We start from the raw sequence: 25,656 nt of genomic DNA on the forward strand, positions 1-25,656 counted from the left end.
ACATGTCGAGCCTAGCGATCAGTACGTCGGCAGCTCGTAACCGTCGGTCTTGCCGAAGAAGATCTTCTTCGTCACCGGCCGCATGACCCGCGACATCATGGCCCGATTCGCGGTGCGGCGCAGGGCGGTTCCGAAGGTCGTGGGCGAGAGCATCGTCTTGATGCCACCGCCGGGCAGCTCCTTGGCCTTGTCGAGGAACGGCGTGACCCGGTCCTCGTAGCGGCGCAGCGCCGCGGGCAGATCGCCCGGCCCGGCGGCGATCTCGCCCGTGAGAATGTACGCGCCCACGATGGCCATCGCGGTGCCCATTCCGGTCATCGGCGAGCCGCAGTATCCGGCATCGCCCACCAGGGTCACCCGTCCGGCGGCGAGGCTCGGCATATCGATCCGTGCCAGCTCGTCGAAGTAGAAGTCGTGGGTGGTGGTCATGGCGTCGAGGATGGCGGGGGAGTGCCACCCGGCATCGGCCAGCATCCGCCGGATGAGCCGCTGCTGTGCGGCGGTGTCGCGGCGCAGCGCCGGATCGGGCTCGGCCAGCAGCGTCAGGATGGCCTTCGAGGTGGCGGGATCGTGATCGGGCCGGATGCCGACGGCCGCGCCGGGCACCGTCTGCAGGGCGAACCAGCCGGGCCGCACGCCGGGCGGAGTCGGGATGGTGAAGAACGAGGCGTAGCCGCCGAGGAAGGTGCTGTACCGCTCCTCGGGGCCGAAGGCCAGGCGGCGCGTCGCCGAATGCACACCGTCCGCCCCGACGACCAGATCGAAGCGCTCGGTGCGGCCGGAGGCGAAGGCCACCTCGACGCCGTCGTCGTCCTGCGTGAGTGCCTCGATCCACTCGCCGTAGCGATAGTCCGGTTCGCCTCCGGCCGCCGCGACCTCGTCCAGCAGCACCTGGTTCAGGTCGCCGCGCGTGATCTCGATCTCCGCGACCGGACCTTTCCCGTCGAAATCCTCCATCGACAGGTTCGCGTAGGTGTGGCCCCGCGGATCGATATAGGAGATGCCCAGCTCCTCGAGCTGATACTTGCGGATGCCCGGCATCAGGCCCATGCGCTCGGCCGCCTCGCGGCCGGCGCCGCGCAGATCGACGGCCTGGCCGCCGGGCCGGGGGGCGGGCGCCCGTTCGACGACGGTGACGGAGATCCCGGACCGAAGCAGTTGCAGCGCAACGGCATTACCGGCGATGCCGCCGCCGGAGACGAGGATGCGAGGGGCGGATGCGGAGCTGTTCACGGTGGGTTCCTGTTCTTTGGTTCGAACGTCTTAGACAAATGTCTAACAGAGGTTTGCACGGATGTCTAGTACAAATGTCTAAGACGCTGGTAGGGTGGGGTCATGGGAAATCGGGAAGACCTCTTGGCCGGTGCCCGCAAGGCGATTCTCGAGCGCGGGCTGGCGAAGGTGACCGCACGCGATATCGCGGCCGCCGCGGGTGTCAGCCTGGCCGCCATCGGCTATCACTTCGGATCCAAGGACCGGCTGGTGTCCGAGGCCGTCACCGAGGGAGTGGGCGGCGAGATCGGCGACAGCGTGGAGGCGGCGATCCGGGAGGCGGGGGAGGGGCGCTCGCTGTGGGAGTCGATCGGGCCCACGTGGGACGGCTTTCTCGACGCCGTGCGCAACAATCACGAGCAACTGCTGCTGAGCTTGGAGAACGGGGTCCGGATCGCCCGCTCGCCCGAGCTGCAGACCTATCTGTCGGAGGCGACCGAGGGCGCCTACGCCGATATCGCGGCGAGCCTGCGCGCCGCGCATCCGGAGCTGTCCGCCGCGGAGGCACGCGCCGTGGCGAAGCTGTATTTCGTGTTGTTCCAGGGGTTCGCGATGCTCCACCTGCTCGCCCCCTCGGGCGACCTGCTGCACGGCGAGGATGTGGAACTGGCGGTGAAGACGCTGCGCGCAAAGTAAGCTCGCGGCGGAAGGAGGCCCGAGCGTGGCGCGATCCATCGAGGGTACCGAGTGGCTGCGAGAGTTACGGGGCGCGGCGCATCCGCATGCGGTGCTGGTCTGTTTCCCGCCGGGCGGGGGCTCGGCAAGCGCCTATCAAGGGTTGGCGCAGCATCTCGGCGACGGCATCGCGGTGGTCGCGGTGCAGTATCCGGGGCGGCAGGATCGGCTCGGTGAACCCATGGTCGCCGACATCGGGGAACTGGCCGACCGGGTGGCCCGCGATCTGCGGGCGTGGAAGCCCGGCGCGGAGCTGGCGCTGTTCGGGCACAGCATGGGTGCGACGGTGGCCTTCGAGACGGCCCGCCGCCTGGAAGCCGAGGGCCACAACCCGATTCGGCTGTTCGCCTCCGGGCGGATCGCCCCATCGGACCCCTATCCTGGGCGGCTGCACGAGGCGCCGGATGCGGACCTGATCGCCGAACTGGAGCGCCTCGCCAACGATCCCGCGTCCGTGGCGATCCTGCGCACCGAGCCCGGCCTGGCCGAGCTGGTGCTGCCCGCGGTCCGCAACGACTACCGAGCCGTCGAGACCTACACCTACACGCCGGGAAAACCGCTGCGGTGCACCGTCTCCGCGCTCCTCGGCGACGCCGACCCGACCGTGAGCCCGGAGCAGGCCGACCGCTGGCGTGAGCACACCGTCGGCGAGTTCGAGCTGGCCATATTCCCCGGCCGCCACTTCTATCTGGATGAACGGGTGCCCGAGCTGGCGGAGTTCATCGCGGCCCGCCTGAGATAGTCCCGGCGCCACCACAGCCCGGCCCACGAGGCCACGACGACGATCACGACCAGCAGGCGCACCAGATCCAGTGCGTCGCGCGGGTACAGCACACCGGTGATGTAGTGGTCGATGAATCCGCTCGGAGGGAGCCCCTCCTGGCCCGCGCGATGCCGGGCCCAGTTCTCGAGGTGCGTGAGCGGGCAGTCGACCCCGACCAATACCGTGCTGAATCCCCAGACGACCGCCACCAGGTGGGTCCAGATCGTCCAGCGCCAGCGCCACGCGAGAAATCCGCCCGTCACCAGATAGACGACGAACAGGAAGTGCACGCCCGCGGTGGCATCGGCCAGCAGCCGGTACATCACAGGTACCAGCGTAACCGCAGGTCGTCCGGGTGCGCAGGCACTCGGCGCGGGAATGGGACGCCGGTGCGAGATCCATCGCCGAATGCAGTTCGATACCAATACACCGATATGCGCATCTGAGCATGTCTCCGCCGAGGTGTCGCGCGTGGCAGGGGAGTGTCGGGCCACGTCCGGAAACCCGCCGTCGACAGGGGAGGAGATGCGCTGGGGCCCTTGTAGTTTCGCAACGATTGGTGTGAGACCCCTGCATGCAGGCGTGTTAGCGCGCCAGCCGTCTATGCCGGGATAGCCGTCCGATATTTCAATACCGATATCGACCTATGCGAATTAATGCATTTCAATCTCAATTGCGTGTCGCGTTCGAAGTCACCTTAGAAACAAGCATCGAGGGAGAGGGAGGCCCGACCGAGTCGGCCGACTTCACCAGCTGGAGGGCTCGTAGTCCTTGAGGAAGCAGCCGAACAGGTCGTGCCCGTTCTCGCCGCGCACGATCGGGTCGTACACGCGGGCGGCGCCGTCGACCAGGTCCAGCGGCGCGTGGAAGCCCTCCTCGGCGAGGCGGAGCTTGGTGTAGTGCGGGCGCTCGTCGGTGATCCAGCCGGTGTCTACGGCGGTCATGAGGATGCGGTCGGATTCGAACATTTCCCGGGCGCTGGTGCGGGTGAGCATGTTCAGCGCCGCCTTGGCCATATTGGTGTGGGGGTGGCCGGGACCCTTGTAGCCGCGGCCGAAGACGCCCTCCATAGCGGAGACGTTCACGACGTACTTGCGGCGGGCGGGCGCGGCGGCCATGGCCGGGCGCAGCCGCGAGACGAGGATGAACGGGGCCACCGAGTTGCACAGTTGCACCTCGAGCAGTTCGGTGGCGTCGACCTCGGCGACGTTCTGCACCCAGCTGTTGGTGTGGGCGAGATCGGGGACCAGGCCACCGGCGTCGATGGCGACGCCGCGGGAAATCCGTTCGGGCGTGGCCGATCCCGCGACGAGCGCGAGCTCGGTGACCTCGGTCGCCGACAGCGCGGAGCCGAGGGATGCGGTGAGCGCGGTCGGGTGGGCCTGCATGGTCTTGCCGAAGCTGACGGTGTCGGGCAGTGCGCCCGCGGGCAGCGGGCCGGACTCGGCCTCGACGAGCGCGCTGTAGGCGCCGGGGGAGCGCCGGACGGTCTGGGCGGCGTTGTTGATGAGGATGTCGAGCGGGCCCTGCGCGGCGACGTCGTCGGCGAGCGCCACCACTTGCGCCGGATCGCGCAGGTCGATGCCGACGACGCGGAGCCGGTGCAGCCAGTCGGCGCTGTCGGGCTGCGCGGCGAAGCGGCGGATGGCGTCGTTGGGGAAGCGGGTGGTGACGGTGGTGTGGGCGCCGTCGCGCAGCAGGCGCAGCGCGATGTACATGCCGATCTTGGCGCGGCCGCCCGTCAGCAGTGCGCGGCGGCCGCGCAGGTCGGTGCGGGCGTCGCGCTTGGCGTGGCCGGTGGCGGCGCAGTCGGGGCAGAGCTGGTGGTAGAAGGCGTCGACGCGGGTGTAGCGCTGCTTGCAGATGTAGCAGGGGCGGGGCCGGATGAGTTGGCCCGCAGTGGCGCCGGTGGTGTTGGAGGACAGCGGGATTCCGGCCGTCTCGTCATCGATGCGGTTCGGTGAGCCGGTGGCGGTTCCGGCGACGACGGCCCGGTCCGCGGCGGTCTTGGCGTCGCGGGCCTCGATCCGCCGCCGGCGCTTGAGCTGTTTGAACAGGTGGCCGACGGCGCGCTGCACGGCGACGGAGTCGGGATGGTCCTTGTCGAGCTGCCCCGCCTGATCGAGCACGCGCAGGCAGATGGCGAGTTCGTCGGGGTCGATCGCGGTGTCCGGCGATACGGCGGCGGTCGTCGGGTCGTGATCGGCCATCGTGCTGGGAGTCGGTCCTTCGTGCGCTGGTGGGGGTGGCGCCTCATTGTCGCATCAGTGCGGTGAGTACTCGATCGGGGCGTTGTCGGCGCGGAGGTCGTCGATGAAATTGGCGATCGCCTCGACCACCAGGAGGGGTTCGGTGATCGGGAGCCAGTGGTCGGCGGGGAGCTGGTAGCACCAGAGGCGGTCGATGCCGCGGCGGACGTGGATACCGGCGGCGGGCAGTGCGGCGGCGTCGGCGCGGTCGACGATCAGCTGGACCGGGACGGCGGTGTGGCGTTCGCGCGGGCGCAGCAGGTGGTGGGCGAGGTTGGCGTGCACGAGGCGGGCCCCGGCGAGCAGGTCCGTCGGCCAGGTGCGCGGCGGCCGCCCGGCGCCGTGCAGGATGCGGGCGCGCAGGCGCGGCCAGCGCAGCAGCCGCCGGCCCAGGACGAGCCAGCTCAGGCCGGGCAGCTTCCACCAGGGTGCGTTCGGGAGCCGCGGCTCGCGCAGGGCGAATGCGAGGCGGTCCAGGTCGGGGGCGCACAGGGCGGTGCCGGAGGCGATGCGGGTGTTGGCGCGGGGATCGCCGAGTGCCTCCCAGACCTGGAATGCGCCCCAGCCGTGCCCGGCGATGTGTGCGGGGCGGTTCGGGCTGACCGCGTCGAGGACGGCGTAGAGGTCCTCGGCCAGGCGATCGAGCCGATAGTCGTGGGGGCGTGGGGATTTGGGGGAGCGGCCGTGGCCGCGCACGTCGTAGGTGACGACGTGGAAGCAGTCGGCGAGCATGGCTGCCACGTCGTCCCAGATGCGGTGCGTGTCGGTGGCGCCGTGGACGAGGACCAGTGTCTCGGCGTTCGGATTGCCGCGCTCGTAGACGGCGAGGGGCAGGTCGCCGGCGCGTACGGTGCGGCGGCGTGGCCGGGTGGCGGGGGTGTCTGGCAAGTGGGTCATGTGGCTACCTCGTGGGGCGGGCTGTCCCGACGGGTTCGTACCGCCGGTACGGACGACAATTCTGGCAGTGGCCGGGTGGCCGACGCAATGCGGGGTGTGCATTCGTACCGGTGGTACGTTGAGTCGTCAGACGCGATCCCGGCCCTGGAGTTCACCGTGCCTCGTTCGAGCGGCAGTGCCGCGACGTCGCGAATCACTCGCGACGAGATCGTCGACGCGGCCGTGCGGGTGATCGATCGCCGGGGGCCGCGGCCGAGCATGGACGACATCGCGCGCGAGGCCGGGATCACCAAGCCGCGGCTGTATCGGCGGTTCGCGGACAAGGCCGATCTCTATGCCGAGGTCGCGGCTCGGATGTCGCGTACCGCGTTCGGGGCGGCGGGTGACGATATGACGCTGTTGCTGCAGCCGCCGCGCCCGGCGCTGCGCCGGGTCTTCGACGCGTATGTGCGGGGAATTCTGGAGCATCCCAACGTCTTCCGGTTCCTGGCGCAGGCGCCGATGATGCGGTCCGGGGGTGCGGAGGGTTCGGTGCTGCAGTTCGATCTGGGGCGCGATGCGGCGCGGCGGTTCGCGAAGCTGGCACGTGCGATCGCGGAGGCGGTGCCGATCGATAGCGGCGGGATCGACTATCTGTCGCGTGCGGTTGTCGGTGTCGTGGTGGCGACCACGGATCTGTGGCTGGAGGGGTCGCCGGAGGAGGGCGCCGACGAGTATGTGGATCGGGTCACCGAGCTGGTGTGGGGCCTGATCGATGGGTTCCTGCGGCGGCAGGGCATCGTCGCCGACCCGGAGACGCCGATCTTCACCACCTTGGCGGAGGTGAACCAGGCGCGCGGCGCCGACTGACCCGCGTTGTTGACATCGCGCCAATAGTGGTTCACCCTGGTGCCGGGAGGGCCGGTGGGTCCGGCCTGGGCACGAGACGAAGGACAACGACGATGGTGCGCGCCGCATGGAGCGACGACGAGGTCGAGGCCGTACGCGAGCTGGCGAAGAACTTCTTCGACAAAGAGGTGATCCCGCACGAGGAGAAGTTCGTCGCGCAGGGTCATCCGGACCGCGAACTGTACAACCGGGCGGGCGAGCTGGGGTTGCTGTGTGCGGCGATCCCGGCCGAATACGGCGGGGGCGGAGGCACTTTCGCGCACGAGGCGGCCATCATCGAGGAGCAGGCATACCTCGGTGACGGGGCGCTCGGCATGCCGGTGCACTCCTCGATCATCGCGCCGTATCTGCACGAGTTCGGTTCCGAGGAGCTCAAGCGGCGGGTGCTGCCGAGGGCCGCGAGCGGTGAGATGGTGCTGTCGATCGGCATGACCGAGCCGGGCACGGGGTCGGACCTGCAGAACATCAAGACCCGCGCGGTGCGCGAGGGCGACGAGTACGTCATCACGGGCTCGAAGATCTTCATCTCCAACGGCTGGCTGTGCGACGGCATCATCATCGCCGCCAAGACCGATCCGACCAAGGGCGCCGCGGGCGTCTCGCTGCTGTTCGCCGAGGTCGGCGACGACACGCCGGGATTCACGCGCGGGCGCATCCTGTCCAAGATCGGTGGCAAGGGGCAGGACACCGCGGAGTTGTTCTTCGACGGGCTGCGGGTTCCGGCGGCGAATCTGCTGGGCGAGGCCGAGGGTCAGGGCTTCTATCAGATGATGCAACTGCTGGCGCAGGAGCGGCTGGTGACCGCGGTGATGGCGGTCGCGATGATGGAGAAGGCGGTCGATTTGACCGTGGAGTACACCAAGGGCCGCGAGGCGTTCGGCAAGCCGCTGTTCGCGATGCAGAACACGAAGTTCGAGCTGGCCGAGTGCGCGACCATCGCGCGGGTGAGCCGCACCTTCCTCGATGACGCGATCGTCAAGCATCTGCGGGGCGAACTGGACATTCCCACGGCCGCCATGTCGAAATACTGGCTGACCGACCAGTTGGGTATTGTGGTGGACCGCTGCCTGCAACTGTTCGGCGGCTACGGATACATGACGGAATACCCGATCTCCCAGCTGTACACGGGTGCCCGGGTGCTGCGCATCCTGGCCGGGTCCAACGAGGTGATGAAGGATCTCATTGCCCGCTCACTCTGACACCGCGGAGTCGCTGGCGCGGCGGCGCCGGCTGGAACCCGACGAGCGGCGCGCCCAGATTCTGGAGTGCGCGATCGCGATGTTCGGGGAGCGGCCGTATGCCGCGGTCTCGACAGCGGAACTCGCGCAGCGGGCCGGGGTGGCCCGGGGACTGATCAACCACTACTTCGGCAACAAGCGCGATCTGTATCTGGCGGTGGTGCGCCGGATGGTGACGCTGCCGCGGCCCGATCACATGGTGGTGCCCACCGGCACGGACCGGGAGCGGGTGGATGCGAGCGTGGCGTGGCTGCTGGACACCATCGGTGAGCACGGCAGCACCTGGGTGAAGGTGACCGGCCACGAGGGCATCGGCGACGATCCGGAGGTGCAGCGCATCCTCGACGAGGCCGACGATGCCGCGGCCGAGCGTCTGTTGCAGATGGTCGGGTTGTCGGGGTCGCGGCGCAGCGCCGAGCTGCGGGCGCTGGTGCGGGCCTACGGCGGGTTGGTGAAAGCCGCTGGGCGCGAATGGATCACGCGGGAGAGCCTGACCCGCGAGCAGGTACACCATCTGCTGGCAGACATGCTGCTGACGTTGGTCACGCAGTCGTTCCCGAAGATCGAGCAGGGCAACGACTAGCCCCGGAAATACGGGGTCACTCCTTGCGGGCCTTGCTGGGCTGCACGCGCGAAGGCTCGTTGGGCATTTTCGGGTAGACCGGGGGCCACGGGGCATCCATGAGTCCAGAATCCATATCGGCCGCGGACATTTTCAGCAGTGGTTCGATGGATTGGGGGGTGCGGTCGGCCCACGGGTCGCCCAGGCGCGCGACGCGGGCGGGGACGGTGGCGATGGTGAGTTCGCCGGGTTCGACGGTGTCGAGGTCGTCCCAGGCGATCGGCGTCGAGACCTGCGCGCCGACCTTGGGGCGCACGCACCAGGCGCCGAAAACCGTGCGGTGCGGGGCGTTCTGGTTGTAGTCGACGAAGACCCGGCTGCCGCGCTCCTCCTTCCACCAGCTCGCGGTGATGAGGTCGCCGTGGCGGCGTTCGAGTTCGCGGGCCAGGGCGATGGAGGCGGCGCGGACCTGATAGCCGTCCCAGCGCGGCTCGAGCAGGATGTAGATGTGCAGGCCGCGCGAGCCGGAGGTCTTGATGCGGGCGTCGATGCCGAGTTCGGCGCACAGTTCGCGGGTGCGCAGCGCGGCGCGGCGCAGTTCGTCGAATCCGATTCCGGGCGAGGGGTCCAGGTCGATGCGCAGTTCGTCGGTGATGCCGGTGGGCGGGAGCAGGTTTCCGGCCGCGTCGAATACGTCGGGGGCGGTGCTGCGTTCGGCGGCGCCCGCGTGGGTGGGCCAGACGTGAAAACCCAGGCAGCCCAGGTTGACCGCCCACAGGATGTGCGCGAGGTCGGCGGCGACGAGCGCGTCGCTGGTGGTGCCGTTGGGGGTGGAGACCACGGTGGTCTGCAGCCAGTCGGGCGCCGATTTCGGGACGCGCTTCTGGAACCAGGACTTTCCGCTGGCGCCGTCCGGATAGCGTTCCAGCAGAACGGGTCTGTCGCGTGCGGTGCGCAGGAACGGTTCGGCGACGGCCTGGTAGTAGTGCACCAGATCGAGCTTGGTCTCGCCGCGCTCGGTGAAATAGATCTTGTCGGGGTTGGTGATCTGGACCGTCTTGCCGTCCACGTCCAATTCGATTGCGGTGCTCACTTTTTCGCCTCCGCGAAGATGTCGGCGAGTTCGGCGGGCGCCACCTCGTCGAGCTGGGCGTAGGTGCACGAGGCGGGGGTGCGGTCGTCGCGGAAGCGGACCAGCCGCCCGCCGTGCCGCAGCCGCCCGGCCATGACGTGTTCGTAGCGCACCTCGGCGACCAGTTCGGGTCGCAGCGCCTCCCACGACAGGTCCTTGCCGCCGGTCCAGCGGCTGACGCCGCCGGGCATCTTGCCGTCGGCCCTGGCCTGGGCGGCGGCGTCGGCCCACTGCCGCCAGGGGTGGTTGTCGAGCGCGTTCTCGCGCAGCGGCGCGAGTTCGTCGACGAGCTGTTTGCGGCGGGCGGCGGTGAAGCTCGAGGCGACGCCGACGTGGTGCAGGTTGCCCTCGTCGTCGAACAGGCCCAGCAGCAGCGATCCGATGCCCTGCCCGTCCTTGTGCCAGCGGAATCCGGCGACCACGCAGTCGGCGGTGCGTTCGTGTTTGACCTTGACCATGACCCGCTTGTCCTGCAGGTAGGGCAGATCTTGGGCCTTGACCATGACGCCGTCGAACCCGGCGCCCTCGAATCGGGTGAACCAGTCCTGGGCGATCTGCGGGTCGGAGGTCAGGGGTGTGAGGTGCAGGCGTTCGTGGGAATTGTCGACGACCGTTTCGAGGATGCGGCGGCGCTCGGCGAACGGTTTGTCGGTGAGGTCGTCGTCGCCGAGTGCCAGCAGGTCGAAGGCGACGAAGCTGGCGGGGGTCTCGGCGGCCAGCTTGTTGACCCGCGAGGCCGCGGGGTGCAGGCGCTGCTGCAGGGTGTCGAAGTCCAGGCCCTGTGCGGTGACCATGACGACCTCGCCGTCGATGACGCATTTGTCCGGCAGGGCCTTGGCCAGCAGTTCGACCAGTTCCGGGAAGTACCGGGTCAGCGGCCGGTCGTTGCGCGAGCCGAGTTCGACCTCGGCGCCGTCGCGGAAGACGATGCAGCGGAATCCGTCCCATTTGGGTTCGTAGGCCAGGCCGGGATCGCGGGGGAGTGCCGAGGCGGATTTGGCCAGCATCGGCTTGACGGGCGGCATGACGGGTAGGTCCACACGATCCTCCTCGGGTCGGTCTCACCCATACCGACGGTGCGGGCCGGTCGGATTCATCGCCCGCAACCGTTCAGCAAGATCGTAAGCCTCGTCAGTTCTCCAGCCATCCGTGCTGGTCGGCGAATGTCGTCAGGCGGTCGCGGATGGTCAGTATTTCCCCGGCCGTGAGGGCTGGGCTGGCGTCGAGCAGCAGTTCGGTGATCAACCGGCGGTGTTCGGCGGCGGTGAGCGGGCCGGAATTGCGGTCGCGGTTGCGATGTCGCGCGGGCGGCGGGGGCGCCGGTTGGCCGCCGACCACGGTGAGGTTGACGGCCTTGGGCCCGCGATCGCCCTCGGTCACCTCGAATTCGAATACGCGGCCCTGCCGCAATTCGTCCTCATCCAATCCGATGTCGTTGACGTGCACGAACACATCGGGGCCGCCGTCTTCCGGGCGGATGAAACCGAACCCCCGAGAACTGTCGAAGGACACCAATTTCCCGATGGACACCTACACCCGCTCCTCGTCGCCGTCCCTGTGCCGGTCACTCTAACCGTCCCGCTGGTCGTTGTCGGGGGGAAAGAGCTTTTTGCCTCGTGCTCAACAGACCACGTCCTGTGCGGGCAACCGCAGCGTCATCAGGTAGTCGATCACCCGCTGGTCGACGCACTGGGATTTGTCCAGCAGGGCGATCGTGTGCCGGGTGCCCTGATAGGTGATCAGGCGGGCGCGCAGCTGCTGGGCGAGGTCGATACCGGCCCGGTGGGGTGTGGCCGGGTCGTAGGTGGTCGAAACCACCAGCACCGTAGGCAGATTCGCAATGTCGAGGGTGTGCGGGTGGCCGGTCGGGGGCACCGGCCAGAAGGCGCACACGTCCAGGGGCGCGTGGCCGGTGCCGCGGCCGTCGTCCTCGAACGGGGCGGCGCGGCGCACCTCCACGTCGAGCCGGTCGTTCTCGGCGCGGTCGGTGATGGGGGGCTGGTCGACGCAGGTGATCGCGGTGTAGGCGTCGTCGTCGGCGACCTGCTCGGGGGTCGGGTCGCTGCCGAGGTGGTCGGCCAGCTCCAGCATCGGGTCCGGGTTGCGGTCGCGCAGCGCGCGCAGGGCCGCGATCAGCCCGTCCCACGATTCGGATTTGTAGAGTGCGACGGAGGTGCGGTTGAGGACGTCGGTGTAGAACAGCTCCTGGCTCGGATCGCGCTGGGAGCGCAGCGGTTCGGTCTGCAGCGGCACGCTGAGTTCGCGCAGCCGCAGCGGCGCCTGCTCGGGATCGGCGCCGAGGGGGCAGTCCTGGCGGCGCGCGCATTCCATCGCGAAGGAGTCGAATGCCTTCTGAAATGCGCTCTCCTGGTTGAGGGTTCGGGTGTAGGTGTTCTCGTGGGGTGCGACGGCGCCGTCGAGCACCATGGCGCGCACGCGGTGCGGGTATCGTTCGGCGTAGGCCCAGCCGAGCTGGGTGCCGTAGGAGTAGCCGATGTAGTTCATCCGGCGATCGCCCGCCACCGCGCGGATGATGTCCATGTCGCGCACCACCTCCCGCGTGCCGATGTGTGCGAGAAGCTCTGCGCCGCTGTGCTTTTCGCACTGGGTGGCCTGGTTGCGGTTCATCTGCTCGTGGGCGGCGATGCCCTCGGGGCTGGTGTCGAAGCGCGGTGCGAACGGGTCGAAGTAGTCGCGGGGGTCGCCGCAGGACACGCGTGGCAGCGAGGCGCCGACGCCGCGGGGGTCGAATCCGATGCGGTCGAAACCGTGGGCCAGCCGGGTGCCGTCGACGCTGTCGGCCAGCGACAGCCCGCGAGAGCCCGGACCGCCGGGATTGAGCAGCAGCGCGCCGACGCGCGGCCCGGTCGCCGGTTTGCGGGAGATCGCCAGTTCCACGGTGCGGCCGGTGGGGTGGTCGTAGTCCAGGGGTGCGAGGATCCGGGCGCAGCGGGCCTCGGGGCTGAGTTCGTACTGCGGTTCGTTCATCTGCGCGCAGGAACCCCAGTGCGGTGTCTGGGTGTAGAACCGGGCCAGTTCGGCCGGATAGAAATCGGGTGGCCGCACCACCGGGAGCAGACCGCAGGCGGTGACGGCCAGCAGCAGGACCGCGGCCAGTGCGCCGGTGCGTCCTAGGGAGTATGCGCAGGATCGGCCGAATCCGCGCGTCGTTCGCCGTGCCACGCGCACCTCCCCTCATCCCGGTGCCCGATTCGAGTGTATTGGCCTGCGGGCGGCGGCATCCCGGTTTCGGGGCGGTGGGCACCGGATTGCCGCTCCGACGTGCGCGGCGACGCCGGAAAATGGAACTGGTCATTCGCCGGAACAGCTGGCAGGCTGAAGCGGTGACTTCACCTCCGGATACACAGACCGGGGCGGATCCGGATCCGACCTCCGACAAGCTCGATGCCGCCGTGTTCAAGGTGGCGGGCGTGGTGGTGCTCGGCGCGATCATGTCGATTCTCGACATCACCGTCGTGATCATCGCCCTGCCCAAGTTCCAGACCGAATTTCACGCCAGTTACGCGATCGCCGCCTGGTCGATGACCGGTTACACGCTCGCGCTGGCCAGCGTCATCCCGGTGACGGGGTGGGCCGCGGACCGGTTCGGCACCAAGCGGCTGTACATGATGGCGCTGGTGTTCTTCGTGCTCGGCTCGGTGCTGTGCGCGACGGCGTGGAATATGCAGGCGCTCATCGCCTTCCGCGTGATCCAGGGGCTCGGCGGCGGCATGCTGATGCCGCTGGGCATGACGATCATGACGCATGCGGCCGGACCGCACCGGGTGGGTCGGGTGATGGCGGTGCTCGGTGTGCCGATGCTGCTCGGGCCGATTCTCGGGCCGATCCTGGGCGGCTGGCTGATCGGGATCGACCTCGATTGGTTCGTCCACCTCGCGGGCTGGCGGCTGATCTTCCTGATCAACGTCCCCATCGGCATTCTGTCGCTGGTGCTGGCGTTCCTGATGTTCCCGAAGGACCGTCCGGAGCCGTCGCAGTCGTTCGACTTCCTGGGCATGGCACTGGCCTCGCCGGGACTGGCGCTGTTCCTGTACGGGGTGTCCACCATCCCGGAGGAGCAGACGGTGATGGCGGGGAAGGTGCTGATACCGGCCGTGATCGGGCTGGTGCTGATGGTGGCGTTCGTCTTCCACGCGCTGCGCACCGAGCACCCGCTCATCGATCTGCATCTGTTCAAGAACCGCGCGCTGACCTTCTCGGTGCTGACGATGCTGTTGTTCGCGATCGCCTTCATGGGTTCGGGGCTGCTGTTGCCGAGCTATCTGCAGCAGGTGCGCGGCGAGTCGGCGCTCGATGCCGGATTGCTGCTGGCGCCACAGGGTCTCGGCGCGATGCTGACGATGCCGATCGCCGGACGCCTGGTGGACAAGATCGGTCCGGGCAAGATCGTGCTGACCGGTGTCGTGGTGATGGCGGTGAGCCTGACGTTCTTCACCCAGTTGGATGCGGGGACGTCGTATCTGCTGATGGGCGGGGCGCTGTTCGTGATGGGTCTCGGCATGGGATGCACGATGATGCCGACCATGACCGCCGCCATCCAGACGCTGACCCATCAGCAGGTGGCGCGCGGGTCGACGCTGATGAATATCGTGAACCAGGCGGCCGGGTCGATCGGCACCGCGATCATGTCGGTGGTGCTGACGAATCTGCTGAACAATCACGAGCTGGCCGGGGCCGCCATCGCCTCGCGCAGCCAGCCGCAGATCGCCGCGCAGCTGCCGCCCGGCGCCTTGGAGACGGGTTTCGACCAGGCCGCCGGTGCCTTCGCCGACACCTACATCATCGCGGTCGTGCTGCTCGTCGCCACCCTGATCCCCGCGGCATTCCTGCCGCGGACCAGGCCGCGGACCCCGGAGGGGGCAGAGGCCCCGGTCATGATGGGGCACTGAGGATTTCGGACGGCCCGGCCGAGGCCGGGCCGTCCGCGCGTGCCCTACGCCACCGGCGCGGCCTCGGGCTCGTGTGCCGCGCTGGGTTTGCGGGCGCGCAGCAGGATCAGGCCGAGCAGGGCCGCGGCGACGGCGAATCCGGCGCTGATCCACGAGCCGTAGGACATGGCGGCGGTGAAGGCCGCCTTGGCCGGTTCGACGAAGCCGAGGCCGAAGGCGGCGCCGATATTGTCGCGGGCGGCCGCGGGGACGTCCTCGGGCATCTTCGAGGTGAAGACCCCGGCCAGCACGCTGCCGAGCACCGCGATGCTGATCGCCTGGCCGACCTGCTGCAGGGTGTCGTTCATGGCCGAGCCGACACCGGCGTGCTCGAGCGGGATGGCGCTCATGATGGAGGCGTAGGCCGCCGGACCGGCCAGGCCGCCGCCGACGCCCATCACCAGCATCGAGATCAGCACGTACAGGTAGCTGTCGGCATTGGCCAGCACCGCGAACGCCCCGGCCATCACCAGCAGGCCCGTGACGATGAGCGTCTTGTTGCTCAGCTTCTTGCCGAGCGTGGCGCCCAGGCCGTTGCACACCGCGGCCGCCACGGCATAAGGCAGCAGCGCCCAGCCCGCCTGCATCGGCTCGTAGCCGAGCACGAACTGCAGATACTGCGTGAGCATCAGCAGCACCGCGCCCATGCCGAACATCATCAGCAGCAGCGTCAGGCAGGCGCCGGTGAAGTCGCGGCTGCGGAACACCGCCAGCGGCAGCATCGGATCGGCCGAGCGGTGCTCCCAGAAGGCGAATCCGGCGCCCGTGACCACCGCCAGCGCGATGACGGGAATGTTCCACTCGCGCTCGATGATGACGTACACCGTCGAGGTCAGTGCCACGATCGACAGCACCACGCCCACCAGGTCGATCGGCCGCTGCTGCCCGAAGGTCTCGGGCATGAGCACCACCGCGGCGATGATCGCGATGACGGCGACCGGGATGTTGAGCAGGAATACCGACCCGAACCAGAAGTGCTGCAACAGGAATCCGCCCAGCGTCGGTCCCAGCACGATGCCGACCATCGACACCGTCGACCACGCCGCGAACGCCTTGCGCCGCTCGTCCTCGGCGAACGAGGTCATCAGGATCGACAGCGTCGAGGGCATCAGCAGCGCACCGCCCACGCCCATGGCGACGCGGGCGGCGATCACCTGCCACGGTTCGGTGGCGACCACCGCCAGCAGCGAGGCGGCGCCGAAGACGGCGAGACCGGTGATCAGCATCCGCCGCCGCCCGAACCGGTCGGACAGGGCGCCGGCGGTGAGCAGCAGGCCCGCGAACACCAGGACGTAGGCGTCGAGGATCCACTGCACGTCCGACGGTGTCGCGCCGAGTTCGAGGATCAGTTTCGGGATGGCGATATTGAGGACGGTGCCGTCGATCATCAGCACCAGTAGTGAGAGACAGAGGACCCCCAGGATCCACCAGCGGCGCGGGTCGCGGGTGATCTCATCGGACGAATCTCGTACAACGTTCGATTCCACTCGCACAGCGTACGATAGTCTCGAACACTGTGCCAGTGAATTATGGTGACTCCGTGGCAAAACAGTTCTCCTCGGTGTGGACCCGCCCGCAACGCCAGCCCAAGAGCGCAGGTCTGGGGCGTGAGCAGATCGTGGCGGCGGTGCTGGAACTGCTGGATGCCGAGGGCCTCGAGGCGTTGAGCATGCGCAAGCTGGGCGCCAAGCTGAACTCCGGCGCGACGAGCGTGTACTGGCATGTGGCGAACAAGGACGAACTGCTGGAACTGGCGCTCGACGAATTCTGGGGCTGGGTCGAGCTGCCCGAACCGGACGAGTCGACGTCGTGGCGCGGGGTCGTCACGACCTTCGCCTACAGCCTGCGCCAGACGCTGCTGGACCACCCGTGGGTCGGCACCCTCATCGGCCGGATGCCGATGGTGGGTCCCCAGGCCTTCGCGCTGAGCGACCGCCTGCGGCGGACATTCGTGAACGCCGGATTCACCGGCCTGGACATCTATCTGGCCTCCGGGACGGTGCTGAGCTTCGTCTTCGGCCAGGTCCTGCCCGAGATCAGCCTGAACCGGGCGACCGGCGGCGAGGGATTCGACCACGAGGCCGCGATGGCCGTGGTCGGCGAGCTGGCCGCCGACTATCCGGAGCTGCGCGCCGACTACGAACGGACGATGCCGACCGACTCCCAGGCCGCGCGAATCGTCGCCTACGACTTCGGCCTGCTGTGCGTGCTCGACGGCCTGCAGGCGCGGCTGCGGGCGAGCGAATCGCGCGGCAACGCGCATCGAGACGCCGAAAACGCCTGAGCGACAACGCTGTTCACCCCGGTCTGGGTGCCGGAATTGTGGGCGTCACACCGGAATAGTGGGCGCGCTCAGGTCCAGTTGTCGCGGACGCCCGCGAACTCCTCGGCCGCGGGGTCGGCGGTGATCAGGTCGTCGTCGGCGTCGTAGTCGTACAGTTCGGCGTAGCGGCCCCAGTCGATGGCGATGTCGAGCTGGCGGCGGGCGTCGTCGGGGGAGAAGCCGCGGCGCAGCAGATCCAGGAAGAACGAGGCGCGCAGCGTGCCGTCGGTGCTACCGGCCAGCCCCTTGCAGATGGTGCGGACCAGCGGCGCGCGATGGCGGGCCTGTTCGGCGAAGATCTGCTTGGACTGCTGGATATCGGCGGTCGTGATGCGGGTGCCGATGTCGGTGAGGCCGATATCGCCGGAGTCGACGGTGACGAATCCGAGCATGGCGGCCGCGTCCACCAGCGGCAGCAGATCATCGATCTCGAAGTTCAGCGCGTCGGCGATCTCCGGGAGATCGGCGCGGCCCCCGCAGGCGTAGACCAGCTCCACCAGACCGGCGAGCCCGCCCACCGAGGCGTCGGGCAGCGGGGTCGCGGTCGGGGTGGCCTTCTCCGGTTCCGGTTGCGCGCGCCCGGTGTCACGGCCGGTGAGCAGGCCGTAGATCTCGTCGACCAGCAGCTCGAAACCGGGCGTGCGCCGATCGCGCGGGCGGGCCTGGGGGACCGGGATGTCGGCGATGATGCGGCCGGGATTGGCGCCCAGCACCACCACCCGGTCGGCCAGCAGCACCGCCTCCTCGATGTTGTGGGTGACGATGCAGATGGATTCGGTGGGGAAATCCGGTGTGTCCCAGAGGTTCACGATCTCGGTGCGCAGATTCTCCGCCGTCAGCACGTCCAGCGCCGAGAACGGCTCGTCCATCAGCAGCAGGTCCGGGCGCAGCACCAGCGCGCGGGCGAAACCGACGCGCTGGCGCATCCCGCCGGACAGCTCCTTGGGATAGGCGGTCTCGAAGCCGTCGAGGCCGATCATGTCGATGGCCGCCAGGGCCTGCTGGCGTCGCTCGGCCGGGGGCACCCCGCGCGCGGCCAGGCCCAGCTCCACATTGTCCTGCACCGTCAGCCACGGCATCAGCGCGAAGGACTGAAAGACCAGGGCCGCACCGGGATTGGCGCCGTCGAGTTCGGTGCCGCGGTAGCGCACGTGCCCCGAGGTGGGGGCGATGAGTCCGGCGATGGTGCGCAGCAGCGTGGACTTGCCGGACCCGGAACGGCCCAGAAGGGCGACGATTTCGCCGCTGTGCAGGGTGAGGTCGATGTGGTCGAGGACCTGCAGGCGGTCGCCCGCGGCGCCGCGGAAGGCCATGCCGACGTCGTCGACCTCGAGCAATACCTGGCCGGGGGGCGTGGTGGTGGTCATCGAATTGTCTCCTGTCACAACGAGTACCGGCGTTCGGCCAGTGCATAGAGGCGGCGCCAGAACAGGCGGTTGATGCCGACGACGTAGACGCTCATCACCACGACGCCGACGAGCAGGCGCGGCCAGTCGCCGCCGGAGGTGGCCTCGGAGATGTAGGCGCCCAGGCCGACCGCCGTCAGTTCGGTGTCGCGGAAGGTGACCACCTCGGCGACGATGGAGGCGTTCCAGGCGCCGCCCGCGGCGGTAAGCGCGCCGGTGACGTAGCTGGGGAAGATGGCGGGCAGAATCAGCCTGCGCCACCACAGGTTTCGCGGCAATCGCAGGCTGGCGGCGGCCTCGCGCAGATCGCCCGGTACCGCGGAGGCACCGGCGATGACGTTGAACAGGATGTACCACTGCGAACCCAGCGCCATCAGCAGGATTCCGGCCCAGTTCAGGCTCGCGCCGGTCGCGACCAGGACGGCGGTCACGAGCGGGAACAGGAAGTTGGCGGGGAAGCTGGCCAGCACCTGCACCACCGGCTGGGCGAAGCGGGACGCCCTGGGGTTCAACCCGATCCACACACCGACCGGCACCCAGATCAGGCTGCACACGATCAGCAGCACGATCACCCGCAGCAGGGTGACCGCGCCGAGGCCGAACGCGTGCGCCACCTCGCCGACGCCGACGGTGTCGGCGATATACCGCGCCACGTGGAAGCAGCCGTAGACGATGATCGCCACCCACACCGCCGCGAACACCGCGTCCCCGGCCCGGCGGCGGGCGAGCGGCACGTGCAGCGGATGCTCGGCCAGCCCGAACAGGCGCATCGCCCGATCCATCGGATACACCAGCGGTCCGAGGAGTCTGCCGAGCAGATCGGGAATGTGGCTGCGCCGCAACAGATTCAGTACCACGCTGCGCGGCGCCTCGGCCGGTTCGGAGTCCTCGAACCGGAAGCGTTCGGCGAACGCGGTCAGCGGCCGCCAGAACAGCACGTTGACCCCGACGACCATGACGATCATGACGCCGATGGCGATGAGCACCTTGCCGGTGGCGCCCTCGGCGGTGGCGGCGGCGACGTAGGAGCCGATACCGGGCAGCGCGTACTCGCGGTTGTTGACGCTGATCGCCTCGGAGGCGGTGAGGAAGAACCAGCCGCCGCCGAAGCTCATCATCGCGTTCCACACCAGCGGCACCATGCCGGAGGGCACGTCCACGCGCCAGAACCGTTGCCAGCGCGACAGTCTCAGGTTGCGGGCGGCCTCGTCGAGGTCGCGTGGCTGCGACACCAGCGAGTGGTAGAACGCGAAGGTCATGTTCCATGCCTGCGAGGTGAAGATCGCGAAGATCGACGCGCATTCCAGGCCGAGCTGGGAGCCGGGGAACAGGGCGATGAACGCGGTCACCGTCACCGACAGAAAGCCCAGGATCGGCACCGACTGCAGGATGTCGAGCAGCGGCAGCAGGACGGTGCGGGCGCGGCGCAGCCGGGCCGCGGCGGTGGCGTAGACGAAGGTGAACGCGATCGCCAGGCCCAGCGCGAGGAACATCCGCAGCAGGGAGCGGGCCGCGTAGTAGGGCAGTTGCCCGGCGTCGGTGGAGATCGCCGCGCTCGACCGGTCCGGGTGGAACGGCACGTCCAGCCCGGCCGACAGCCGTACGATCACCCAGATCAGCACCGCGGCTGCGGCGAAGACCGCGACGTCGGCCCACCGCGAGCGGGGGCGGTCGAGGGTGCCGCGGGCGGGGAAGGTACGCAGCGCGGTCATCGGTGCTGCTCCTGCGCCGGTTCCGGGATGCTCCATCCGACGCTGGTCACCGACGGTTCCAGGCTCAGGCGGCTGACCGCGGATTCCATCTGCCGGTCGTCGCGCTCGTCGCCGACGAGTTCGGCGCGGACCTCGACCTGGCCGCGCGGCGCGGGCGATCCGGTGTCGGTGTCGGTGATGTTGCGGCTCGAGATCGACACCAGCCGGAAGTCGGTGCGGGTGAGCGCCTGCACCAGCAACGCCCGCACGTGTGCCTCCCCGGCATCGTCGGTGACGGCGGTGAACAGGTATTCCGCGGTCTGCTCGCTACCCGATTCGGGCTGGCGGTCCACCGCGCGGCCCGCCCAGCGCAGCGCGGTGTTGACCATGACCACGGCCACCGTGCCCGCGGCGGCGGTGTCGTACATTCCGGCTCCCGCGAGCGCGCCGACCGCGGCCGAGCACCACAGGGTGGCGGCGGTGTTGAGCCCGCGCACGCTGAGGCCCTCGCGCATGATCACCCCGGCGCCGAGGAAGCCGATGCCCGAGACGATCTGCGCGGCAACGCGTGTCGGATCGGCGGTGCCGCCGGAGAAGCCGTGCGCGGACAGCAGCACGAACAGCGTCGCGCCCGCGGAGACCAGCGCGTTGGTCCGCAATCCGGCCATCCGGGCGCGGTATTGGCGTTCCAGGCCGATCACCACGCCCAAGCCGACGCCGGTGGCCAGCCGCAGCAGCATTTCCACAGTCGTCATGACAGCCCTTCCGGAGCTCGTGGCGACCACGTGCCGCAGCAGGCTACCGGGAAATGCGCGGGAAGCCGTGGATTGCGGGGTGGTCGCCAGATGAAGATTCAGCAAACGTGTAGCGATGACTGCCACCGTCGGGCACGACGACCACCTCCCTTCCTGTGCGCCAGGGAGTGCTCCGGCTCCGATGGCCGGACGGTTGCCACTCCTCGTAAGACCTTTGGCACTTCGCGGCGTGAACCCAGTGCGACTGGGAGCCGGTCGGAGTCAACCCTTAATCCGGGAAGACCTGTCCTGACCCGGGGCGTCTCTCGACGTTCGGGGTCGCCGGCCTGTATCCGCGAAGGAGCCTCAGCGAACGACGGCACCTTGCGTCGGCCAGTAAACACCCGGATGGAAGGACTTGGCAACCGGGTGTGAGCCGGATCGCCCGGCGGGGTCGTGTCAGGGGTTCATCTCGTAGGTGTTCGCGTGGGCGAGGACCTCGGTGTAGATACGGTCGGCGCGGGCAGGGTCGGGTATGGGTTTCGCGATCGCGTCCAGGGCCCAATGCTGTTGGGCCGCAGTGGAAGACGGCTTCGAGTGCAGGGCCAGGGCGTAGCCGGAGAAGTCGCGGACGAAGATCTCGAAGATCGAGTCGATCAGGTGCGGGGCGGTGCCGGAGAGGGTGGCCTGTTCGAGGATGAGCTGAGTGTAGGGGAGCATCGTGAACAGTTCGCCCACGGCCAGTTGGAAATCCAGGTCGGCCAGTTGTGCCTCGGTGGGCGGGGCCTGCACGGGGAACTGGACGAACTTCTCGGCCTGCTCCAGGAACAGGGCCACGTTCGGCAGGTGCTTCCACTGCTCGAACGCCGGGCGCCAGTCGGTGAAGCGGACCTTGCCCAGTCCGGCGGCGCCGGGCTGGCGGAACAGCGATTCGTCGTCGCCCGGATCGCGGCGCACCGGAACAGGTGGCAGCGCAACGGGATTGAACAGGAAGTTCGGCATGAACTTCAGGGTCAGCGCCATGTTCACGTGCGCGGTGCCCTCGAGCCGCGGCATCGAGGCGATGGTGGCGCGGGCGAGGGTGAAGTAGCTGTCCTTCTCGAAACCCTTGGCGGAGATGACATCCAGCAGCTCGTCGAGCGCGCGCTCGGCCTCGCGGGTGACCTTCATCTTGGCGATCGAATTGAACATCACGAAGCGGCGGTCCTGCGGAGTGGAGCAGCGCATGTAGTCGATCGCGCGGGCGTGATACAGCTGCATCGCGGTCAGGCGCAGGTAGTTGTCGATGAGCAGCTGCCGCACCTGCCCGAACTCGGTGACCGGATGGCCGAACAGGATCTTGTTCGCGGCCTGGTTGATCGTCTCGTGGAAGCAGTGCTCGACCATGCCGATCGCGACCATGCCGATATTGAACTTGCCGCAGTTCACCGCCGCCAGCGCGACATCGAAGGCGCGGCGGCCCGTGTGCAGGATGTCGGCGGCGGTGACGGGATAGGCGGCCAGATCGAAGGCGCTGACGAAGTTCTGGCCGTGAATGACGTTGTCGACCAGCTTGTAGCGGGGGTGGTTGCTGTCGGCGACGAACCACACGTACGCCTCGGGTCCGTCGAGGTCGGTGCGGCGGCCGAGGACGGGCACCAGGCGGGAGACGTTGCCGTTGCCGATGTAGTACTTGCCGCCGGACGCGGTGAATCCGCCGCTGCCGTCGGGGGTGAGCAGCATATCGGTGGCGTAGATATCGGCGCCGTGGTCGCGCTCGGACAGGCCGAAGCCGATGATGCCGCCGCGGTCGAGCTCCGCGGCCGCGCGCCGATGCGCCGTCTCGTTGTCGCTGTGCCAGACCACCGCCAGGCCCAGCGTGGACACGCCCCACGCGTACCAGTACTGGGAGCCGTAGAACCCGGTGATCTCGTTGAACTTCGAGATGAACGCCGTATCCCAGCGCTTGTCCGGATCGCCCTGCGCGTGCGCCGTCGGCGTGGCGAAGTACGCGAGGATCCGCGAGGACGCCAGGAAGTCCATCCAGTCGTCGTACCAGACCCCCGCGTGGGCATCGCGGCACAGCGCCCGCTTGCCCTTGGTCTCGAAGAACTCGACCACCGACCGCAGCAGCTCCCGCGTCTTCGGGTCGAATTCGGCGAAGGTCTCGGTGCGCGGATTGAACAGGGGCATGACGGGGCCTCTCATGTGATGGCGGCTGCCGTCAGTTTACGGCCGTGCGGTGTTTCCGGCGCGCTTTCGGCCGGAATCAGTCCCGGTACATCGACCGGTAGGCGGTGATCACCGCGACCAGATGCTCGATGATCTGCTCCCGGGTGACCTTCAGCGACCCGTTGAGCCACGCCGAGAACATGCCCGCATTGCCCGAGGCCATCGTGACCGCGGCCATGCGGCGGCGCACCGGATCGTCGATGTGGGTGAACAGGTGATCCTGGATGAGGCGGGTGAACGTCGGCATCACCGCGATCGTGGTCCGGCCCAGGCCGGTGCTCGAATACGGCTCCACCAGGAACAGCCGCGACTTGCGCGGATCCTCGAGCACCTTGTCCACCAGCACCTGCGCCAGCTCACGGTCGCGGTCGGGGGTGTCGAGGGCGGCGAAGGCGGTCATCGGGGCCAGGAACTCGTCGGCGACCTGGCGGTAGAGCGAATCGAGCAGATCGTCGCGGCCGGTGAAACTCTCGTAGAAGTAGCGATCGGTGAGATTGGCCTGGCGGCACACCGCGCGCATGGTGACCGCGCCCGCTCCGGCGGCGCCGATCAGATCGAGCGCCGCCTCGAGCAGCGCGGAGCGGCGCGCCTCGCGACGCTCGGTGAGCGTGGTCCCGCCCCAGATGCGCGGTTCGGAGTCCTGACCAGAATGCACGCGCACAACCCTAACGCCCGCCCGGGAACGCGGGCATTCACGCACGCCGTGCGTCAGCCGAGGAGTTCGTCGACGTAGCACCAGCGCCATTTCTCGCCCGGTTCGACGCTGCGCATCACGGGGTGGCCGGTGTCGCGGAAGTGGTTGGTGGCGTGGTTGCCGGGGGAGGAGTCGCAGCAGGCGACGTGGCCGCAGGTCAGGCACATGCGCAGATGCACCCAGGTCAGGCCCGCCGCGACACAGTCCGAGCAGACGTCGGGTGTGTCGGGGATGCAGGTGTGCGGGGCGGCGCGCAGGTGGGCGCAGTCACCGGCCGCCGGGGCGCGCAGCGGGGCGGCGGAATCGCTGTCGGCCTCGACGATCCGGTCGATGGTCGACTCCTCCATATCCAGCACGGCCATGACATTCTCGAGCACCTCGTGGTCGACGGTGCCCGAATCCCGCACGCGCAGCACGGTTTCGCGTTCGGCGCGCAGCATCGCCAGCCGCAGCCTTCGATACTCGCCGCTGGGGGTCACGCGCACCGATTCCGACCGGCCCAGCTGCTCCCAGGCGGCGAAGGCGCGGCGCGAGACCCGATCGCGCAGCGCCGTCACGATCTCCGGCGGGGTCTCCGGCGCGATCTCGGCATCGAGCGCCTCGAGCCCGGCGGCGGTGGCCTGCTGCAGCAGGTTCGCCTCCTGCAGCGCGTCCTCGGCGCGGCTGGGACCGCGCAGCCGCAGCACCCGTACCAGCAGCGGCAGCGAAACCCCTTGCAGCAGCAGGGTTCCGCCGACGACCACCAGCGCCAGCAGCTTCAACGTCGCCAGCTGCGGGGTGTCCTCGGGCAGCAGCAGCACCGCGGCGAGGGTCACCACGCCGCGCATACCCGACCAGGACACCACCGCCGGACCGGTCCACGCGGGCTTGGGTTTCCCGCGCGGGCGCGACTCCACGGACCAGGCGAAATAGGTGGCGGGAAACACCCACACCGGGCGCACCACGACCACCGTCGCCAGCACCGCCGCACAGGTCAGCACGATCGTGCCGTGATCGAGCCCGCTGTTCCAGGCGTCCTCCACGATGTGGCGCACCTGCAGGCCGATCAGCAGGAAAACCGCGCTCTCCAACAGGAATTGGATGGTGCGCCAGTTGGTGCGCTCGGCGATGCGCGAGGCCGCGGTCTGCCACACCGGCGCGCCCTGGCCCAGGATCAGCCCGCACACCACTACCGACATCACACCCGAGGCGTGCACGGCCTCGGCGGGCAGATACGCCGCGAACGGCGCCAGCAGCGACAGGCTGGTATCGAGCACCGGATCGGTGATGCGGCGGCGCAGCACCGCCAGCACCCCGGCCGCCGCGATACCGATGAGCGCCCCGCCGCCCGCGGCGTAGACGAAGTCGCCGCCCGCCTGCCAGATGCTGAAACTCCCGGCCATCGCGGCGATCGCGGTGCGCAGCGACACCAGCGCGGTGGCGTCGTTGAACAGCGACTCACCCTCGAGCAGTGTCACGATGCGCCGCGGCATGCCGACCCGCCGCGCCACCGCCGTGGCGGCCACCGCATCCGGCGGCGCGACGACCGCGCCCAGCGCCACCGCGGCCGCGAACGGCACCCCCAGCAGCCGCCAGACCACCACCGCCACCGCGAAAGTGGTGAACAGCACCAGGCCCACCGACAGCAGCGCGATCGACAGCTTCTTGGGCCGGAACTCGATCAGCGAGGTGTTGATGGCCGCCGTGTACAGCAGCGGCGGCAGCAGACCGAGCAGCACCAGCTCGGGATTGATGTCGACCTGGGGGACGAACGGCAGATACGAGGCGATCACCCCGGCGACGGTGAGCGTCAGGGGTTCGGCCATGCCCAGCCGCCTCGCCAGCGCCGCCAGCGCGACCGCGACGGCGACCAGGATCACCAATCCCGCTGCGATATGCACCCGCCCATCGTGCCAGGACGCGTCGCGACCAGCGCAATCGGTTCCGTCCCTGGCGATTCGCGGGGTGCGCGCGGGGGCGCGGCCGGTCTAAG

22 protein-coding genes and 1 riboswitch are annotated in these 25,656 nt (G+C 69.0%); of the genes, 7 read left to right on the top strand and 15 right to left on the bottom strand.

The genetic code is table 11. The features are described 5' to 3' along the window. Positions 1-18: 18 nt before the first annotated feature. Positions 19-1,233: an FAD-dependent monooxygenase gene (locus tag QH290_RS21030; protein ID WP_280269842.1), complete on the bottom strand. Its 1,215-nt coding sequence runs from the start codon at positions 1,231-1,233 to the stop codon at positions 19-21. A 102-nt stretch (positions 1,234-1,335) separates the two neighbouring features. Here QH290_RS21030 and QH290_RS21035 point away from each other — a divergent pair, with 102 nt between their 5' ends. Then, entirely contained in the window at positions 1,336-1,908 is a 573-nt protein-coding gene (locus QH290_RS21035; protein WP_280384633.1) for a TetR family transcriptional regulator, read from the top strand. A 25-nt stretch (positions 1,909-1,933) separates the two neighbouring features. Next, complete coding sequence (locus QH290_RS21040; RefSeq protein ID WP_280384635.1) at positions 1,934-2,689, top strand: thioesterase II family protein; 756 nt, start codon at positions 1,934-1,936, stop codon at positions 2,687-2,689. Here the strand turns inward: QH290_RS21040 and QH290_RS21045 are convergent. The 3 genes from QH290_RS21045 to QH290_RS21055 all read right to left on the bottom strand — a co-directional run bounded on the left by QH290_RS21045 (position 2,632) and on the right by QH290_RS21055 (position 5,856). Beyond that, complete coding sequence (locus tag QH290_RS21045; protein ID WP_425301895.1) at positions 2,632-3,033, bottom strand: DUF2784 domain-containing protein; 402 nt, start codon at positions 3,031-3,033, stop codon at positions 2,632-2,634. The genes QH290_RS21040 and QH290_RS21045 overlap by 58 nt on opposite strands. Positions 3,034-3,456: 423 nt before the next feature. Continuing rightward, positions 3,457-4,920, bottom strand: a complete 1,464-nt coding sequence (locus QH290_RS21050) for an SDR family NAD(P)-dependent oxidoreductase (protein WP_280269838.1) — start codon at positions 4,918-4,920, stop codon at positions 3,457-3,459. 54 nt (positions 4,921-4,974) lie between these two features. Continuing rightward, a complete protein-coding gene (locus QH290_RS21055; RefSeq protein WP_280269837.1) occupies positions 4,975-5,856 on the bottom strand; it encodes an alpha/beta fold hydrolase in 882 nt (293 codons plus the stop codon). Positions 5,857-6,012: 156 nt separating this feature from the next. Between QH290_RS21055 and QH290_RS21060 the strand changes: the two genes are divergently transcribed. The 3 genes from QH290_RS21060 (at position 6,013) to QH290_RS21070 (ending at position 8,565) form a co-directional block, all read left to right on the top strand. Beyond that, positions 6,013-6,705: a TetR/AcrR family transcriptional regulator gene (locus QH290_RS21060; RefSeq protein WP_280269836.1), complete on the top strand. Its 693-nt coding sequence runs from the start codon at positions 6,013-6,015 to the stop codon at positions 6,703-6,705. 92 nt (positions 6,706-6,797) lie between these two features. Continuing rightward, positions 6,798-7,943, top strand: coding sequence for an acyl-CoA dehydrogenase family protein (locus QH290_RS21065; protein WP_280269835.1), 1,146 nt, complete (start codon positions 6,798-6,800; stop codon positions 7,941-7,943). Continuing rightward, entirely contained in the window at positions 7,927-8,565 is a 639-nt protein-coding gene (locus QH290_RS21070) for a TetR/AcrR family transcriptional regulator (protein WP_280269834.1), read from the top strand. The genes QH290_RS21065 and QH290_RS21070 overlap by 17 nt, the downstream gene beginning before the upstream one ends. Before the next feature lie 16 nt (positions 8,566-8,581). On the opposite strand, the gene QH290_RS21075 is transcribed toward QH290_RS21070, so the two are convergent. The 4 genes from QH290_RS21075 to QH290_RS21090 all read right to left on the bottom strand — a co-directional run bounded on the left by QH290_RS21075 (position 8,582) and on the right by QH290_RS21090 (position 12,859). Continuing rightward, positions 8,582-9,637 carry a DNA polymerase domain-containing protein gene (locus QH290_RS21075; protein WP_280269833.1) on the bottom strand — a complete coding sequence of 352 codons (1,056 nt, stop codon included), beginning with the start codon at positions 9,635-9,637 and terminating at the stop codon, positions 8,582-8,584. Further along, positions 9,634-10,716: an ATP-dependent DNA ligase gene (locus QH290_RS21080; RefSeq protein WP_280269832.1), complete on the bottom strand. Its 1,083-nt coding sequence runs from the start codon at positions 10,714-10,716 to the stop codon at positions 9,634-9,636. The genes QH290_RS21075 and QH290_RS21080 overlap by 4 nt, the downstream gene beginning before the upstream one ends. A gap of 91 nt (positions 10,717-10,807) precedes the next feature. Beyond that, positions 10,808-11,206, bottom strand: a complete 399-nt coding sequence (locus tag QH290_RS21085) for a cold-shock protein (RefSeq protein ID WP_280269831.1) — start codon at positions 11,204-11,206, stop codon at positions 10,808-10,810. Between the two features lie 90 nt (positions 11,207-11,296). Then, positions 11,297-12,859, bottom strand: a complete 1,563-nt coding sequence (locus QH290_RS21090) for an alpha/beta hydrolase (protein WP_280384637.1) — start codon at positions 12,857-12,859, stop codon at positions 11,297-11,299. 161 nt (positions 12,860-13,020) lie between these two features. On the opposite strand from QH290_RS21090, the gene QH290_RS21095 reads away from it, so the two are divergent. Then, positions 13,021-14,586, top strand: a complete 1,566-nt coding sequence (locus QH290_RS21095; RefSeq protein ID WP_280269829.1) for a DHA2 family efflux MFS transporter permease subunit — start codon at positions 13,021-13,023, stop codon at positions 14,584-14,586. Positions 14,587-14,630: 44 nt separating this feature from the next. Here the strand turns inward: QH290_RS21095 and QH290_RS21100 are convergent, their stop codons facing one another. After that, entirely contained in the window at positions 14,631-16,112 is a 1,482-nt protein-coding gene (locus tag QH290_RS21100; RefSeq protein WP_280384640.1) for an MFS transporter, read from the bottom strand. Positions 16,113-16,165: 53 nt separating this feature from the next. On the opposite strand from QH290_RS21100, the gene QH290_RS21105 reads away from it, so the two are divergent. Continuing rightward, a complete protein-coding gene (locus QH290_RS21105) occupies positions 16,166-16,909 on the top strand; it encodes a TetR/AcrR family transcriptional regulator (protein WP_280384641.1) in 744 nt (247 codons plus the stop codon). 68 nt (positions 16,910-16,977) lie between these two features. On the opposite strand, the gene QH290_RS21110 is transcribed toward QH290_RS21105, so the two are convergent. The 6 genes from QH290_RS21110 to QH290_RS21135 form a co-directional block, all read right to left on the bottom strand. Then, complete coding sequence (locus QH290_RS21110) at positions 16,978-18,315, bottom strand: ABC transporter ATP-binding protein (protein ID WP_280269826.1); 1,338 nt, start codon at positions 18,313-18,315, stop codon at positions 16,978-16,980. Between the two features lie 14 nt (positions 18,316-18,329). Further along, positions 18,330-20,066 carry an ABC transporter permease gene (locus QH290_RS21115; protein ID WP_280384643.1) on the bottom strand — a complete coding sequence of 579 codons (1,737 nt, stop codon included), beginning with the start codon at positions 20,064-20,066 and terminating at the stop codon, positions 18,330-18,332. Then, positions 20,063-20,800 (bottom strand): MgtC/SapB family protein, encoded by a 738-nt coding sequence (locus QH290_RS21120; protein WP_280269824.1) that lies wholly within the window; start codon positions 20,798-20,800, stop codon positions 20,063-20,065. Before QH290_RS21120 ends, QH290_RS21115 begins: the two co-directional genes overlap by 4 nt. Positions 20,801-20,991: 191 nt before the next feature. Beyond that, a riboswitch (M-box (ykoK) riboswitch) is annotated at positions 20,992-21,164 on the bottom strand. Between the two features lie 74 nt (positions 21,165-21,238). Continuing rightward, on the bottom strand, positions 21,239-22,951 hold the full coding sequence (locus QH290_RS21125; protein WP_280384645.1) for an acyl-CoA dehydrogenase family protein: 1,713 nt from the start codon (positions 22,949-22,951) through the stop codon (positions 21,239-21,241). A gap of 76 nt (positions 22,952-23,027) precedes the next feature. Then, positions 23,028-23,645, bottom strand: a complete 618-nt coding sequence (locus QH290_RS21130; RefSeq protein WP_280269822.1) for a TetR/AcrR family transcriptional regulator — start codon at positions 23,643-23,645, stop codon at positions 23,028-23,030. Positions 23,646-23,698: 53 nt separating this feature from the next. Beyond that, entirely contained in the window at positions 23,699-25,564 is a 1,866-nt protein-coding gene (locus tag QH290_RS21135; protein ID WP_280384647.1) for a Na+/H+ antiporter, read from the bottom strand. Positions 25,565-25,656: the final 92 nt, after the last annotated feature.

Source organism: Nocardia wallacei, from assembly GCF_029869545.1.
GTDB lineage: Bacteria > Actinomycetota > Actinomycetes > Mycobacteriales > Mycobacteriaceae > Nocardia > Nocardia wallacei_A.

What these genes read in the sequence shown, in the direction of transcription:
- QH290_RS21035 (WP_280384633.1), top strand. Translation starts at nt 1,336, where the DNA reads ATGGGAAATCGGGAAGACCTCTTGGCCGGTGCCCGCAAGGCGATTCTC.
- QH290_RS21045 (WP_425301895.1), bottom strand. Translation starts at nt 3,033, where the DNA reads ATGTACCGGCTGCTGGCCGATGCCACCGCGGGCGTGCACTTCCTGTTC.
- QH290_RS21050 (WP_280269838.1), bottom strand. Translation starts at nt 4,920, where the DNA reads ATGGCCGATCACGACCCGACGACCGCCGCCGTATCGCCGGACACCGCG.
- QH290_RS21055 (WP_280269837.1), bottom strand. Translation starts at nt 5,856, where the DNA reads ATGACCCACTTGCCAGACACCCCCGCCACCCGGCCACGCCGCCGCACC.
- QH290_RS21065 (WP_280269835.1), top strand. Translation starts at nt 6,798, where the DNA reads ATGGTGCGCGCCGCATGGAGCGACGACGAGGTCGAGGCCGTACGCGAG.
- QH290_RS21110 (WP_280269826.1), bottom strand. Translation starts at nt 18,315, where the DNA reads ATGACCACCACCACGCCCCCCGGCCAGGTATTGCTCGAGGTCGACGAC.
- QH290_RS21115 (WP_280384643.1), bottom strand. Translation starts at nt 20,066, where the DNA reads ATGACCGCGCTGCGTACCTTCCCCGCCCGCGGCACCCTCGACCGCCCC.
- QH290_RS21120 (WP_280269824.1), bottom strand. Translation starts at nt 20,800, where the DNA reads ATGACGACTGTGGAAATGCTGCTGCGGCTGGCCACCGGCGTCGGCTTG.
- QH290_RS21125 (WP_280384645.1), bottom strand. Translation starts at nt 22,951, where the DNA reads ATGCCCCTGTTCAATCCGCGCACCGAGACCTTCGCCGAATTCGACCCG.